Annotated in this window: 10 protein-coding genes and 3 other RNA genes; 6 read left to right on the top strand and 7 right to left on the bottom strand. The window is 59.3% G+C overall.

Going from position 1 to position 14,594, the window contains the following annotated elements; all coding sequences use genetic code 11:
• The 3 genes from ABLU50_RS25850 to ABLU50_RS25840 form a co-directional block, all read left to right on the top strand.
• Positions 1 to 74, top strand: a non-coding RNA gene (locus ABLU50_RS25850) — RtT sRNA; the annotation flags it as partial.
• A gap of 43 nt (positions 75 to 117) precedes the next feature.
• Positions 118 to 249: non-coding RNA, RtT sRNA (locus ABLU50_RS25845), on the top strand.
• 43 nt (positions 250 to 292) lie between these two features.
• Positions 293 to 424: non-coding RNA, RtT sRNA (locus tag ABLU50_RS25840), on the top strand.
• Positions 425 to 540: 116 nt separating this feature from the next.
• Here the strand turns inward: ABLU50_RS25840 and ABLU50_RS25835 are convergent.
• Positions 541 to 984, bottom strand: coding sequence for an Lrp/AsnC family transcriptional regulator (locus ABLU50_RS25835; RefSeq protein WP_023318559.1), 444 nt, complete (start codon positions 982 to 984; stop codon positions 541 to 543).
• Positions 985 to 1,091: 107 nt separating this feature from the next.
• On the opposite strand from ABLU50_RS25835, the gene ABLU50_RS25830 reads away from it, so the two are divergent.
• Complete coding sequence (locus ABLU50_RS25830) at positions 1,092 to 1,988, top strand: DMT family transporter (RefSeq protein ID WP_065877448.1); 897 nt, start codon at positions 1,092 to 1,094, stop codon at positions 1,986 to 1,988.
• Here the strand turns inward: ABLU50_RS25830 and narI are convergent.
• From narI to ABLU50_RS25805, 5 genes are all read right to left on the bottom strand, one after another.
• Entirely contained in the window at positions 1,985 to 2,662 is a 678-nt protein-coding gene (gene narI / locus ABLU50_RS25825) for a respiratory nitrate reductase subunit gamma (RefSeq protein ID WP_087832205.1), read from the bottom strand. The two genes, ABLU50_RS25830 and narI, sit on opposite strands and share 4 nt — an antisense overlap.
• Positions 2,662 to 3,372, bottom strand: coding sequence for a nitrate reductase molybdenum cofactor assembly chaperone (gene narJ, locus ABLU50_RS25820; protein ID WP_087832204.1), 711 nt, complete (start codon positions 3,370 to 3,372; stop codon positions 2,662 to 2,664). Before narJ ends, narI begins: the two co-directional genes overlap by 1 nt.
• Positions 3,369 to 4,904, bottom strand: a complete 1,536-nt coding sequence (narH, locus tag ABLU50_RS25815; protein ID WP_004203183.1) for a nitrate reductase subunit beta — start codon at positions 4,902 to 4,904, stop codon at positions 3,369 to 3,371. The genes narJ and narH overlap by 4 nt, the downstream gene beginning before the upstream one ends.
• Positions 4,901 to 8,644 (bottom strand): nitrate reductase subunit alpha, encoded by a 3,744-nt coding sequence (locus tag ABLU50_RS25810; protein ID WP_023318562.1) that lies wholly within the window; start codon positions 8,642 to 8,644, stop codon positions 4,901 to 4,903. The genes narH and ABLU50_RS25810 overlap by 4 nt, the downstream gene beginning before the upstream one ends.
• Before the next feature lie 404 nt (positions 8,645 to 9,048).
• Positions 9,049 to 10,437 (bottom strand): NarK family nitrate/nitrite MFS transporter, encoded by a 1,389-nt coding sequence (locus ABLU50_RS25805; RefSeq protein WP_004203185.1) that lies wholly within the window; start codon positions 10,435 to 10,437, stop codon positions 9,049 to 9,051.
• A 311-nt stretch (positions 10,438 to 10,748) separates the two neighbouring features.
• Here ABLU50_RS25805 and narX point away from each other — a divergent pair, with 311 nt between their 5' ends.
• Both narX and narL read left to right on the top strand, forming a co-directional pair.
• On the top strand, positions 10,749 to 12,527 hold the full coding sequence (narX, locus tag ABLU50_RS25800; RefSeq protein WP_017900764.1) for a nitrate/nitrite two-component system sensor histidine kinase NarX: 1,779 nt from the start codon (positions 10,749 to 10,751) through the stop codon (positions 12,525 to 12,527).
• A 10-nt stretch (positions 12,528 to 12,537) separates the two neighbouring features.
• Complete coding sequence (gene narL, locus ABLU50_RS25795) at positions 12,538 to 13,188, top strand: two-component system response regulator NarL (protein ID WP_002910198.1); 651 nt, start codon at positions 12,538 to 12,540, stop codon at positions 13,186 to 13,188.
• Here narL and ABLU50_RS25790 read toward each other — a convergent pair.
• On the bottom strand, positions 13,185 to 14,567 hold the full coding sequence (locus ABLU50_RS25790) for a YchO/YchP family invasin (protein ID WP_087832203.1): 1,383 nt from the start codon (positions 14,565 to 14,567) through the stop codon (positions 13,185 to 13,187). The two genes, narL and ABLU50_RS25790, sit on opposite strands and share 4 nt — an antisense overlap.
• Positions 14,568 to 14,594 lie beyond the last annotated feature (27 nt).

The following is a 14,594-nucleotide window of genomic DNA, read 5'->3' as shown; positions in this document are numbered from 1 at the left end:
GAGAGAACGTTGCCGCAGGCAACGGCCCGAAGGGCGAGGCGCTTTAGCGCCGAGTAACCCTTCCCCCACCACCATCCCTTCATGTATTACCCAGCTTACTCCACTTGCAATACTTTATATTCTGCCCTACGGGGAAGGATGAGAAGCTTCGACTAAGGTTCGACTCGAGCGTAGCGAGAGAACGTTGCCGCAGGCAACGGCCCGAAGGGCGAGGCGCTTTAGCGCCGAGTTATCCTTCCCCCACCACCATCTCTTCATGTCATCCCCAGCTTACTCCATCTGCGATACTCTATATTCTGCCCCACGGGGAAGGATGAGAAGCTTCGACTAAGGTTCGACTCGAGCGTAGCGAGAGAACGTGGCCGCAGGCAACGGCCCGAAGGGCGAGGCGCTTTAGCGCCGAGTCATCCTTCCCCCACCGCTGTTGCACTCTCGTCAGCCACCTGTTCTGCTATCTCCTCGCTCGCGCTTCGCTTAGCGAGGCTACAGGTGTGCCGTCTGGTAGCCCGGACGGGTGCGCCGCACCGCCTCCGGGAAAACTCACAGCGGGGGCAGTCGCCTCTTCACCGGCGAACTTTTCACCACCGAGGTATTGCACTGCGCAAATTCGGCCAGGCCGTCCAGTAGCGTATCCAGCTGGGCAATATCACGCACCACCAGTCGCATCACGAAACAATCCTCTCCGGTCACTTTGTCACTTTCGATGCACTCCGGCATCGCCTGGATATATTTATCCACCTTCTGCAGTAGACCAGGCAGCGGCCGGACCCGCACCAGCGCCTGCAGGCTGTAGCCCAGCGCGGCGAGATTCACCCGCGCCCCATAGCCCTGAATCACGCCCCGCTCCTCCAGGCGCTTCACCCGCTCGGCGGTGCTCGGCGAGGTCAGCCCCACCCGCGCGCTCAATACCTTCAACGAGACTCTGGCATCCTGAGTCAGGCAAGTGAGGATCGCCCGGTCAATTTCATCAAGTACGTCATTCATGTTTTTTACCTAATTATGAAAGGGATTTCCCCCTGTTTACCTTAATTCAGCCATGCCAGGCTGTCAGGATTTTTCGCACAATACTGGAAAACTTCTGGAGGTGAAATATGCAAATTACCCGCGGCGTCTGGCAAATGAGCCTGGCGATGATAATTTCTGGCTCGATCGGCGCGTTCGTGCTGCTCTCTGGTTTGCCGGTAATTGATGTGGTGTTCTGGCGCTGCCTGATTGGCGCGCTCACCCTGCTGCTGTTCATCATTCTCAGCCGCCAGCCCTTCAGTCGTCTCACGCGCTTCACCCTCGCCCTCGCGGTACTTGGCGGCATCGCGCTGGTCATCAACTGGCTGCTGCTGTTTGCCGCCTACTCGCGTATTTCAATTGGCATGGCCACGGTGGTCTACAACACCCAGCCGTTTATGCTGGTGCTGATGGGCATGGTGTTGGGGGAACGGGTCAGCGCCGTAAAATGGGGATGGTTACTGCTGGCCTTCGGCGGCGTGGTGATCCTGCTGTCAAGCGAGCTTGCCCCGACGCACGGCGAAAGTCTCACGGCCGGCGTTTTGCTGGCATTAGGCGCGGCATTTTTCTATGCCCTGACCGCCATCATCGCCCGCAAACTGCACCCGCTCCCTGCTCAGCATATTGCCTTTATTCAGGTGCTCGTCGGCGTCGTGATGCTGCTGCCGCTGGTGCAAATGCCCGAGTTTTCTGCCAGCTTCCCCTGGCGCTATCTGCTGATCCTCGGCGTCGTCCATACCGGGATCATGTATCAGCTTTTATATAGCGCGATACAGAAGCTGCCGACGCCCATTACCGGTTCGCTCTCCTTTATTTATCCGTTGGTGGCGATGGGGGTCGACTATCTGGTCTTCCATCATGCGTTAACCCCTGTGCAGTTGCTCGGCGGGATGCTTATTCTGTTTGCCGCCGCCGGGAATAACCTCGGCTGGGGCGAAAAAAAACCCCGCCAGGGCGGGGTCAGTCAGCGGTCGCGGGCCAGTTAGCGACGGGCGCGGACAATCTGGTATTTGCGCGTCAGGTACTCTACCGGCACGCTCCAGATATGAACCAGGCGAGAGAATGGGAACAGCAGGAACAGGGTCATCCCCAGCACCAGGTGGACGCGGAAGATAAACGCCACGCCATCCAGGTGCTGCGACGCACCGCCGTGGAAGGTGACCACCGACTGCGCCCAGCCGACCAGCTTCATCATTTCGCTGCCGTCCATATGCTGGGCAGAGAATGGGATCGTCAGTAGACCCAGCGCACACTGCACCATCAGCAGGGAGAGGATCAGAATATCCGCGCCGGTGGTGGTGGCACGCACGCGTGGGCTGAGCAGACGACGCTTAAGCAGCAGTAAACCGCCCACCAGGGTCATCACGCCGCAGGCGCCGCCGGCGATCATCGCCATCTTCTGCTTGACGTCGATCGGCAGGAAGGATTCATACATCCAGTGCGGGGTCAGCATGCCGAGGAAGTGGCCGGCGAAAATGCCGAGGATGCCGATATGGAACAGGTTCGACGCCAGGTTCATTCCCTTACGGTCCAGCATCTGGCTGGAGGCGGCGCGCCAGGTGTACTGACCGTAGTCGTAGCGCAGCCAGCTGCCGATCAGGAACACCGAGCCCGCAATGTACGGATAAATGTCAAAGAAGAACATATTCAGGAAGTGCATTATTGCTGTCCTCCGTTAGAGATATTCAGATATTGCGGGGCCACGGCTCCGGCAAAACGACGCTGGTGAGCGGAAATCTCCGACTCGCCGCAGCCCTGGTCGGCAAAGAATTTCACCTGTTCTTCTTCCCAGACCGCGTCCAGCGCCTGCGGCGTATCGTCGCGGGCTTCGTCGGCAATCTTCTCCGCCACCTTCTGGCTGTCGACCTGAGTGTTTGCCAGCTTCAGCAGCAGTTCGAACAGCACCTCATAGCGGCTCTCGCGCTGCTGCAGCCGCGCGCTGAGCAGGCCGAGGATCGGCGCAACGTCCCGCAGGCCGCCAAGCGCTTCCTCTTCCGGCAGCTGCGCCAGATACTCCAGATACAGCGGCAGATGATCCGGCAACTCATGGCTATCGAGCAGCAGACCATGGCGCTCATACTGCGCCATCAGATCAACCATCGCCTGCCCGCGATCGCGGGATTCGCCGTGCACGTGTTCAAACAGCAGCAGCGAGGTGGCCCGGCCGCGGTCAAACAGTTCGCTATAGGACGCCTGGGCATCCAGCGGATCCTGAGTCAGCAGATCGCGCAGAAAAACGCCCAGCGCGTGAGCATCCTCTTTGCTGAGTTTCTCTGATGACGCAAGCGCCTCGAACATCTCCTGCTGATGCTGCCATAAGGCAGCGTCAGGGTATTCGAGCAGGCGCGACACAATCACAAGTTCAATCATGCGTGCGGCTCCGTTTTGCTGGTCACGTCGATGGCGTCGATGCGACGGCTGTTGAACAGGTTGAACTGGCTGTCAGAGCCGTGGCAGCCGTCACCAAAGCTAAAGCCGCAGCCGTTTTTCTCCGGAAACGCTTCCCGCGCCTGTTCACGATGGCTGCTTGGCACCACGAAACGATCTTCGTAGTTAGCGATCGCCAGGTAGCGGTACATCTCCTGAGCCTGCGCTTCGCTTAAGCCCACCTCATCCAGCGCGCGGGTATCGACAACGCCGTCAACGGTTTCCGCCCGCTTATAGTGACGCATCGCCAGCATCCGCTTCAGGGCCAACAGGACCGGTTGGGTATCGCCGGCGGTCAGCAGGTTCGCCAGATACTGCACCGGAATACGCAGGCTTTCCACGTCCGGCAGGATCCCATTGCTGCCCAGTTCGCCGGCATCGGCGGCGGACTGAATCGGCGACAGCGGCGGCACGTACCAGACCATCGGCAGGGTGCGATATTCCGGGTGCAGCGGCAGGGCCAGCTTCCAGTCCATCGCCATTTTCCACACCGGCGACTGCTGCGCGGCTTCAATCACCCCCTGCGGTACGCCATCTTTCAGCGCCTGCTCAATCACTTTCGGGTCGTTCGGATCGAGGAACACGTCCAGTTGACGCTGATAGAGATCTTTCTCGTTCTCGGTGCTGGCGGCATTTTCGATCGCATCCGCGTCATACAACAGGACGCCGAGATAGCGGATTCGGCCCACGCAGGTTTCGGAGCATACCGTCGGCATTCCGGATTCAATACGCGGGTAGCAGAAGATGCACTTCTCGGACTTTCCGCTCTTCCAGTTGAAGTAGATCTTCTTGTACGGGCAGCCGGTGATGCACATCCGCCAGCCGCGGCACTTGTCCTGGTCGATGAGCACGATGCCGTCTTCTTCACGCTTATAGATGGCGCCGCTCGGGCAGGTCGCGACGCACGCCGGGTTCAGGCAGTGCTCGCACAGGCGCGGCAGATACATCATGAAGGTGTTCTCGAACTGGCCGTACATCGCCTTCTGCATGTTGTCGAAGTTCTGGTCTTTGGCGCGCTTTTCAAACTCGCCGCCGAGGATCTCTTCCCAGTTCGGACCGCTGGTGATCTTGTCCATCCGTTGGCCGGTGATCAGCGAGCGCGGACGGGCGATCGGCTGGTGTTTACTCTCCGGGGCGTTATGCAGGTTCTGGTAGTCGTAATCGAACGGCTCGTAGTAATCATCGATGCCCGGCAGATGCGGGTTCGCGAAGATTTTACCTAACAGCATCGCGCGGTTGCCCATGCGCGGCTGCAGCTTGCCGTTGATTTTGCGGATCCAGCCGCCCTTCCATTTCTCCTGGTTTTCCCAGTCGTTCGGAAAACCGACGCCAGGCTTACTCTCCACGTTATTGAACCAGGCGTACTCCATCCCTTCCCGGCTGGTCCAGACGTTTTTACAGGTGACCGAGCAGGTGTGGCAGCCGATGCACTTATCGAGATTCAGCACCATGCCGACTTGTGAACGAATTTTCATTTTACGCTCTCCTGTACCTGGTCATTGCCTTCGCCGTCTAACCAGTTAATGTTCTTCATCTTACGTACCACCACAAACTCATCGCGGTTGGAGCCGACGGTGCCGTAGTAGTTAAAGCCATAGGCCAGATGGCCATAGCCGCCGATCATATGGGTCGGTTTCGGCGTAATACGGGTAACCGAGTTGTGGATCCCGCCGCGCTGGCCGGTAACTTCAGAGCCAGGCAGGTTCACGATGCGTTCCTGTGCGTGATACATCATGGTCATCCCGGCCGGCACGCGCTGGCTCACCACGGCGCGCGCCGTCAGGGCGCCGTTGGCGTTGAACACTTCGATCCAGTCGTTATCTTCGATCCCCAGATCTTTCGCATCCGCCTCGCTCATCCAGACGATCGGTCCGCCGCGTGACAGGGTCAGCATCAGCAGGTTATCGCTGTAGGTCGAGTGGATACCCCATTTCTGGTGCGGGGTCAGGAAGTTCAGCGCCTTCTCCGGGTTGCCGTTGGACTTCTCGCCCATCACCGCTTTCACCGAGCGGGTGTCAATCGGCGGACGATAAACCAGCAGGCTTTCGCCAAAGTCGCGCATCCACTGGTGATCCTGATACAGCGACTGACGACCGGACAGGGTACGCCATGGGATCAGCTCGTGAACGTTGGTGTATCCGGCGTTATAGGAGACGTGTTCGTCTTCCAGACCTGACCAGGTCGGGCTGGAGATAATTTTCCGCGGCTGCGCCTGAATGTCGCGGAAACGGATCTTCTCGTCTTCTTTGTTCAGCGCCAGGTGCGCGTGCTCACGGCCGGTGATCTCGCTCAGCGCTTTCCACGCCTTCACCGCCACCTGACCGTTCGTTTCCGGCGCCAGGGTGAGGATCATCTCCGCGGCGTCAATGGCCGTCTCCAGCTTCGGCTGACCTTTCGCCGGGCCTTCCGCCTTGGTGTAGTTGAGCTTACGCAGCAGGTCCATTTCGCTCTGGGTATTCCAGGCGATGCCTTTCCCGCCGTTACCGATGGTTTCCAGCAGCGGGCCAATAGAGGTGAAGCGCTCGTAAGTCGCAGGATAATCACGCTCGACCGGAATAATATGCGGCGCGGTTTTCCCCGGAATCAGGTCACATTCGCCCTTCTTCCAGTCTTTGACGTCCAGCGGCTGCGCCATTTCCGCGGCGGAATCATGCTGGATCGGCAGCGTAACGACGTCGGTTTCTTTACCGAGGTGACCCACGCACAGTTCAGAGAATTTCTTCGCGATACCTTTATAGATATCCCAGTCGCTCTTCGATTCCCAGGCCGGGTCAACGGCCGCCGACAGCGGATGAATAAACGGATGCATATCCGAGGTATTCATGTCGTCTTTTTCATACCAGGTGGCGGTCGGCAGCACGATGTCGGAGTAGAGACAGGTGCTCGACAAACGGAAGTCGAGGGTCACCACCAGGTCCAGCTTGCCGTCGAGGCCGTTATCTCGCCATTCGACTTCTTCCGGCTTCACGCCGCCCTGCTTGCCAAGGTCTTTGCCCTGAATACCGTTCTCCGTACCCAGCAGGTATTTGAGCATGTACTCATGGCCTTTACCGGAGGAGCCCAGCAGGTTGGAACGCCAGATAAACAGGTTACGCGGATGGTTTTTACCGTTTTCCGGCTGCTCCGCCGCAAAGCGAATCGAGCCCTCTTTCAGGGATTTGACGGTGTAATCCACCGGCGTCATGCCGGCTTTTTTCGCCTCATCGGCGATGCGCAGCGGGTTAACGCCCAGCTGCGGCGCCGACGGCAGCCAGCCCATCCGCTCGGCGCGGACGTTGAAGTCGATCAGATGGCCGCTGTAGCGGGATTTATCCGCCATCGGCGACAGCAGCTCCTGCGCGGTCACGGTTTCATAGCGCCACTGGCTGGAGTGGTTGTAGAAGTACGAGGTGCTGTTCATATGGCGTGCCGGACGCTGCCAGTCAAGGGCGAACGCCAGCGGCTGCCAGCCGGTCTGTGGACGCAGTTTTTCCTGGCCCACATAGTGCGCCCAACCGCCACCGCTCTGGCCGACGCAGCCGCAGAAGATCAGCATGTTGATCAGACCGCGGTAGTTCATGTCGAGGTGGAACCAGTGGTTGAGACCCGCCCCGACGATAATCATCGAGCGACCATGGGTTTTATCGGCGTTATCGGCAAACTCGCGGGCGGTACGGATGATATGCGCGCGGGAGACACCGGTAATTTTCTCCGCCCAGGCCGGGGTGTAGGCTTTCACTTCATCATAGCTGGCGGCGCAGTTATCATCGTTCAGACCGCGCTCCAGGCCATAGTTGGCCATGGTCAGATCGTACACGGTGGTCACCAGTGCGCTGGAGCCGTCGGCCAGCTGCAGGCGTTTGACCGGCAGTTTGTGCAGTAGAATGTTTTCAAGAGCGACTTTGTTGAAGTGCTCAGAACCTTCGCCGCCGAAGTACGGGAAGCCAACGTCCGCCACCTCGTCATGGCTGCCGAGCAGACTCAGACGCAGCTCAATCTCTTCGCCGGTTTTGCCATCGCGCTGTTCGAGGTTCCATTTACCTTTATCGCCCCAGCGGAATCCGAGGGAACCGTTCGGCACGGTGAGATCGCCCTTCTCGTCAAAGGCGACGGTTTTCCATTCCGGATTCTTCTCCTGACCAAGGGAATCCACGAGGTCGGACGCGCGCAGCGTGCGGCCGGCGGCGTAATAGCCGTCGCGCTCCTCAAGCATCACCAGCATCGGCATGTCGGTGTAGCGACGCACGTAATCGGTGAAATACTGGCTCGGCTTATCAAGATGGAACTCACGCAGCATCACGTGGCCCATCGCCAGCGCCATCGCGGCATCGGTACCCTGCTTCGGCGCCAGCCACAGATCGCAGAGCTTGGCGATTTCGGCGTAGTCCGGGGTGATGGCCACGGTTTTGGTCCCTTTATAGCGAACTTCGGTAAAGAAGTGCGCATCCGGGGTACGGGTCTGCGGCACGTTGGAGCCCCAGGCGATGATATAGCTGGAGTTGTACCAATCGGCGGATTCCGGCACATCGGTCTGCTCGCCCCAGGTCATCGGCGAGGCCGGCGGCAGGTCACAGTACCAGTCGTAGAAGCTCAGGCAAGTGCCGCCGATCAGCGACAGGTAACGGGCGCCGGAGGCGTAGGAGACCATCGACATCGCCGGGATCGGCGAGAAGCCGGCCACGCGGTCCGGACCGTAAGTTTTCACGGTATAGACGTTGGAGGCGGCAATCAGCTCGTTCACTTCCTGCCATGAGGAGCGGACAAACCCGCCGCGACCGCGCGCCTGTTTGAAGCTTTTGGCTTTGTCGGCGTCTTCGATAATCGAGGCCCATGCCGCGACCGGATCGCTATGCTGAACCTTCGCCTCCCGCCACATCTTCATCAGGCGTTTGCGCATCAGCGGGTATTTCAGGCGGTTCGCGCTGTACAGATACCAGGAGTAGCTGGCGCCGCGCGGGCAGCCGCGCGGTTCGTGGTTTGGCAGGTCCGGACGGGTGCGCGGATAGTCCGTTTGCTGGGTTTCCCAGGTCACCAGCCCGTTTTTGACATAAATCTTCCAGCTGCATGAACCGGTGCAGTTAACACCGTGAGTGGAACGCACAATTTTGTCATGCTGCCAACGTTGACGGTATCCATCCTCCCAGTCCCGGTTGGTGTTTAGAAGCTGGCCGTGCCCATCGGCAAAGGTTTCACCCTTCTGTTTGAAGTAGCGAAACCGGTCCAGGAATTTACTCATCGGGTTTCTCCTGATATGGAGCCTGACGGCTCTCTGATAAATCGACATTGCTGGATTTGCAGCGAAGGTAACGCCATGAAAGCGGGCGGGAATTGATAGCGATCAATACGGACTGGCTTGTTAACGTGGCGCAAATTGGCAATTACCACCAAGGTGGTACAAAACTCAGTTTTTTAATTTGATGTTTTTTAAGGTTTTTTAGCGAAAAATGGCTCATCGGGCGCAAGATAGTTCACCAGGGAGGTATTAAGGGGTAGAGCGGTGACGCTGGTAAGCCATCCCTTCCCGGCTCAGTGGCCAAAACGAATAAAAACACTCATTAGTATGTTGTAACTAATTAAGCCAATAAAAAAGGCGCCTCCCTCAGGAGTGCGCCTTTATGAAGCGACATCGACTATGGCGAATTACTGACGCTTACGGCCGTATACCGCCCAGGTGATGATTACGCAGGCAATATAGAAGATCAGGAAGACTTTCATCGCGCCGGCCGGCGAGCCGGTCAGATCCAGCGAGATACCGAACGCCTTCGGAATAAAGAAGCCGCCGATGGCGCCAATGGCGGAGATAAAGCCCAGCGCCGCCGCGGTATCGGTCGCCGCCTCGCGCATCGCCTGGGCTTCGCTGCCGCCCTGGGCCTTCACCCGGTCCATGGTCAGCTTACGGAAGATCACGGAGATCATCTGGAAGGTGGAGGCGCTGCCCAGCCCGGCGGTAAGGAACAGCACCATAAACACTGCAAAGAAGGCGATGAAGTTGCCGCCCTGGCCATTGGTCGGCAGCGTCAGGAACAGCAGCGCGCAGAAGACAGCCATCACCACGAAGTTCACCAGCGTCACGCGGGTACCGCCGAGACGGTCGGAGATCGCCCCGCCCATCGAACGCGCCAGCGCACCAATAAACGGACCGAAGAAGGCGTAGTGCAGGATCTGCACGTCCGGGAACTGGGTTTTCGACAGCATGGCAAAACCGGCGGAGAAACCGATAAAGGAGCCGAAGGTCGCCAGATAGAGCAGCGCCATGATCCACAGATGCAGGCGTTTAAGCACCGGCAGCTGTTCGCTCAGCGAGGCTTTGGAAGCTGACAGGTCGTTCATAAAGAACCACGCCGCCAGGGTGAAGATAATCAGGAAAGGTACCCAGATCCACGCGGCGTTTTCCAGATACAGCATTGAGCCGTCCGGCTGCTGGCTGCCGGTCCCGCCAAAAATGGCAAACACCGAGACCGACACCACCAGCGGTGCGACCAGCTGCATCACGCTGACGCCCATATTGCCGAGGCCGCCGTTGACGCCCAGCGCCCCGCCCTGCTTCGCTTTCGGGAAGAAAAAACTGATGTTGGCCATACTGGAGGCGAAGTTGGCCCCGGCGAAGCCGCACAGCAGAGAGATGATGACGAAGACGCTAAACGGCGTGGAAGTATCCTGGACCGCAAAGCCCAGCCACACGCACGGCACAATCATGATCCCGGTGCTGAACGCCGTCCAGCGACGGCCGCCGAACAGCGGCACCATAAAGGCGTACGGCACGCGCAACAACGCGCCGGAGAGCGCCGGCAGCGCGGTAAGCATAAACAGCTGATCGGTCGTAAACTGAAAGCCCACTTTGTTGAGGTTAACGGCAACGGCGCTGAACAACATCCATACGCAGAACGCCAGTAACAGACAGGGAACGGAGATCCATAAATTGCGGCTCGCGACATGGTGGCCGCGCTGTTGCCAGAATTCAGGATCTTCAGGCCGCCAGTCGGTAATGACCGAGCGATTAGCCTTCTCCGGGAGGGAAGATTGACTCATAGATACCTCTGATTATTCATATTTCCTGCCGCTACCTTAGGGGTTGCCCGGGGCGGTAAGTTGATATAAATCAAAGGAAAAGCGCGGACTAATTTGTGCAAAAATAGACCATGCTCCGAAGTGAGTAGAGAATGGTGGGAAAAAAAGTGTGGTTTTTCACACGGCTGCCGGGATGCGTATAACCCCTCTCCCAACGGTGCCTACCACCGACAATTAAGGAGTAACTCTTTGGGGGTATGGGTATACTCCAGGGGATAGTCGAGAATAAGCGCCACTCCCGGAGACACGACCGGTCAGGAGCCACGCATTCCATGTTAAAACGTCTTTTTACCCCGCTGACGCTGGTCAATCAACTGGCGTTGATCGTCCTGCTTGCCACCCTTACAGGCGTCGCCGGCATGGCGATCTCCGCGCGCCTGGTGAACGGCGTGCAGGGCAGCGCGCACGCCATTAACAAAGCCGGGTCATTACGCATGCAGAGCTACCGGCTGCTGGCGGCGATCCCGCTGAATGAACACGATCAAAAGCTGGTCGATGATATGACCGCCACCGTCTTCAGTCCGGAGCTGCAAAACTCCGCCCGCCGCGACGGACAGGAGCGCCAGCTGCAGGCCCTGCAGCAGTACTGGCAGCTGGCGCTGGCTCCCGGCATGCAGCGCGCGGTCAACCAGGCGGAGGTCGCCCAGGATGTCGCCGACTTTGTCGATCGTATCGACCAGTTGGTGACCGCATTCGACCATACCACCGAGCAGCGTATCGAACGGGTAGTCTGGATCCATCGCCTCCTCGCCATCGGCATGGCGCTACTGCTGATCTTCACCATCATCTGGCTACGCGCCCGACTGCTGCGGCCATGGAAACAGCTGCTGAGCATGGCGCGAGCGGTGAGCCAGCGTGATTTCACCCAGCGGGCGCACATCAGCGGGCGCAACGAAATGGCGACTCTTGGCATGGCGCTAAATAACATGTCGGAAGAGCTGGCGGAAAGCTACGCCGTGCTGGAGCGCCGGGTGCAGGAGAAGACCGCCGGGCTGGAACAGAAGAACGAGATCCTCGCCTTCTTATGGCAGGCCAACCGCCGGCTGCACGCCAACGCCCCGCTCTGCGAACGCATTTCGCCGGTGCTGAACGGTCTGCAGGGTCTGACGCTGCTGCGCGATATCGAGGTGCGGGTCTACGATCTGGAAGATGAAGACAACCATCAGGAGTTTACCTGCCACTCGGATAATGAATGTGATGACATGGGCTGCTACCTCTGCCCACGCAACCTGCCGCCGCTACCGGATGGCGGCACGACGCTGAAGTGGCGGCTGTCGGATGCGCATAATCAGTACGGCATCCTGCTGGCGACGCTGCCGGTTGGCCGTCATCTCAGCCACGATCAGCAGCAGCTGGTGGATACCCTGGTGGAACAACTGACCAGCACCCTGGCGCTGGACCGCCATCAGGAGAAACAGCAGCAGCTGATCGTCATGGAAGAGCGGGCCACTATCGCCCGCGAGCTGCATGACTCCATCGCCCAGTCGCTATCCTGTATGAAGATGCAGGTCAGCTGCCTGCAGATGCAGGGCGACGCTTTGCCGGCGGAGAGCCGCCAGCTGCTGGGGCAAATTCGTAACGAGCTGAATACCTCGTGGGCCCAACTGCGGGAGCTGTTAACCACCTTCCGCCTGCAGTTGACCGAGCCGGGCCTGCGCCCGGCGCTGGAGGCCAGCTGTCAGGAGTACAGCGCCCACTTCGGCTTTACGGTGCAGCTTGATTATCAGCTTCCGCCGCGCTTTGTGCCGTCGCATCAGGCCATACACCTGCTGCAGATCGCCCGCGAAGCGTTAAGCAACGCCCTGAAGCATGCCAGCGCGACGGAAGTGACCGTGACGGTGTCACAACGCGATAACCAGGTCCGTCTGGTGGTGGCGGATAACGGCCGCGGCGTGCCGGACCACGCCGAGCGGAGTAACCATTACGGTTTAATTATTATGCGGGATCGCGCGCAAAGCCTGCGCGGCGACTGTCAGGTTCGGCGCCGGGAAACCGGCGGGACCGAAGTGATCGTCACGTTTATCCCGGAAAAAACGTTTTCCATCCAATAAGGAGACCCCCATGAGTCAACAGGAACGGGCAACCATCCTTCTCATTGACGACCATCCGATGCTGCGCACCGGCGTGAAACAATTGATTAGCATGGCGCCGGACATCCAGGTGATTGGCGAAGCCAGCAATGGCGCGCAAGGTATCGAGCTGGCGGAGTCGCTTGATCCGGATCTGATCCTGCTGGACCTCAATATGCCGGGCATGAACGGCCTGGAAACGCTGGACAAACTGCGTGAGAAATCGCTGTCTGGCCGGGTGGTGGTCTTCAGCGTCTCTAACCATGAAGAGGACGTTGTTACCGCCCTCAAGCGCGGCGCCGATGGCTATCTGCTGAAAGACATGGAGCCGGAAGATCTGCTGAAAGCGCTGCAGCAGGCGGCCGCCGGAGAAATGGTATTAAGCGAAGCGTTAACCCCGGTGCTGGCCGCCAGCCTGCGCGCCAACCGCGCCACCTCCGATCGCGACATCAGCCAGCTGACCCCGCGCGAGCGCGACATCCTCAAGCTGATCGCCCAGGGGCTGCCGAACAAAATGATCGCCCGCCGGCTGGATATCACCGAAAGCACCGTCAAAGTGCACGTCAAGCACATGCTGAAGAAAATGAAGCTCAAATCCCGGGTGGAAGCCGCGGTATGGGTCCACCAGGAGCGAATTTTTTAAGGCGAGTCCGTCCAGGAGACGCCTGGCGCGGTGAACTTGACCAGCGGCTCGGTCAGCGCCAGGGCGATCTCATTGGATGAGACGCGCTGCCCCTGTTTATCCTCTACCACCACCGACAGGCGCCAGCGGTTCGCGGCGCCCGGTTCACTGTTCCACACCGGCATAATCACGCTCCAGCCATCGGGGCTGCGGGCATCCACCGGCGGCGTCAGGCTGAGCGCCTGGGTGTCGCCCTGCCAGTGCAGCGACTTGATACCGTGCAGACTATGGATCTGCAGCTTCAGCTGCACCGTCTCCCCGGACTGTAGATCCCAGGGCGGCGTGGCCAGATAGACCGTCAGATTTTTGCGCTGCCGATACTCCACTACCGGCAGATTATCCCGCTCCGGGCTGTCGAAGCGGCTGCCGCGCAGCGAGTTGCTGAACGCCACCTCGTCCGCCGCCAGCTGCTGCTTGAGCGGCACACCAAAGCGGTAGTTGAGCTTCAGGCCAACGTTATTCTGGCTGACGCCATTTTCCCCTTGCTTATGCTTGGCGGTCACGGTGACCAGCGGGACCGGGGTGTAATTGAGCCCGACGGAGACGGCCACCGGGTTATGGTAGCCAGTGCCGGTATGAAACAGATCGACGCTGTCGCCGAAGTACTGTTCGACGCTGACGCTGGTGTTGATGTGCTCATAAAACGGCAGTCGCGCCTGGGCGGTAACGTCATACCCTGCGGCCATCCGCTGCTCCTGGGTTTGATTCTCCCGCAGCTGCCAGTCGCCCAGCGGATGGTAGTAGTTCGCCGACAGGCGGAGATATTCTCCCCACGCCTCGGCGCCGACGCTGCCGCGAGCCAGGCTTTCGCTCAGCACCTTGTCATAAAACGAGTTATAGCCCAGCAGCCAGCCGCCGACCCGCCAGCGCTGGCCAAGCCCAATGTTGCCCACCAGATCCTTCTCGCGCCGGGTCACCGAATACTGGTTCCACGTCAGGTAGCGATCGTTATCCTGCAATGGCACGAACCAGCTCCCTTTACTGCCGGTGAACTTCCCCTCTTTATCGACCAGCAGGTCGACATTGGCGTTGCCCCATGGCGAGAGCCAGCTCTCCAGCTGGTGGCTCACTTCATTACCGAGTTTGTTGATGGCGAACATCTGCGCCTGTTCACCCGCCGTCAGTCCGTTATCGCTCATGCTGGCCTCGCCGAACTTTTTAGCCACTTCGGCAAAGTGTCTGGCGTCGTCATCGACCTGCGGGGCGATCCCCAAATCGGGCAAGGAAGGTTCTTCCTGGGGAGTAAGAGTGGTGTGGCTGGCGGTCAGCGCCCAGACGGGAACGCCCGGCAGCAGCAGGAGAATGATCAGGGATGGCAGCAAACGGTACGACACAGGCATCAACTGGTTTTGCGCGGGCTCGCAGAA

Source organism: Klebsiella sp. GG_Kp173 (genome assembly GCF_040062415.1).
In the GTDB taxonomy this organism is placed as follows: domain Bacteria; phylum Pseudomonadota; class Gammaproteobacteria; order Enterobacterales; family Enterobacteriaceae; genus Klebsiella; species Klebsiella quasipneumoniae.
Note: the sequence above shows the minus strand (reverse complement) of the source record. Positions and strands in the feature narration are given on the sequence as shown.

Coding starts and splice junctions, on each gene's coding strand:
- ABLU50_RS25835 (WP_023318559.1), bottom strand. CDS start 984: ATGAATGACGTACTTGATGAAATTGACCGGGCGATCCTCACTTGCCTG.
- ABLU50_RS25830 (WP_065877448.1), top strand. CDS start 1,092: ATGCAAATTACCCGCGGCGTCTGGCAAATGAGCCTGGCGATGATAATT.
- narI (WP_087832205.1), bottom strand. CDS start 2,662: ATGCACTTCCTGAATATGTTCTTCTTTGACATTTATCCGTACATTGCG.
- narJ (WP_087832204.1), bottom strand. CDS start 3,372: ATGATTGAACTTGTGATTGTGTCGCGCCTGCTCGAATACCCTGACGCT.
- narH (WP_004203183.1), bottom strand. CDS start 4,904: ATGAAAATTCGTTCACAAGTCGGCATGGTGCTGAATCTCGATAAGTGC.
- ABLU50_RS25810 (WP_023318562.1), bottom strand. CDS start 8,644: ATGAGTAAATTCCTGGACCGGTTTCGCTACTTCAAACAGAAGGGTGAA.
- ABLU50_RS25805 (WP_004203185.1), bottom strand. CDS start 10,437: ATGAGTCAATCTTCCCTCCCGGAGAAGGCTAATCGCTCGGTCATTACC.
- narX (WP_017900764.1), top strand. CDS start 10,749: ATGTTAAAACGTCTTTTTACCCCGCTGACGCTGGTCAATCAACTGGCG.
- narL (WP_002910198.1), top strand. CDS start 12,538: ATGAGTCAACAGGAACGGGCAACCATCCTTCTCATTGACGACCATCCG.
- ABLU50_RS25790 (WP_087832203.1), bottom strand. CDS start 14,567: ATGCCTGTGTCGTACCGTTTGCTGCCATCCCTGATCATTCTCCTGCTG.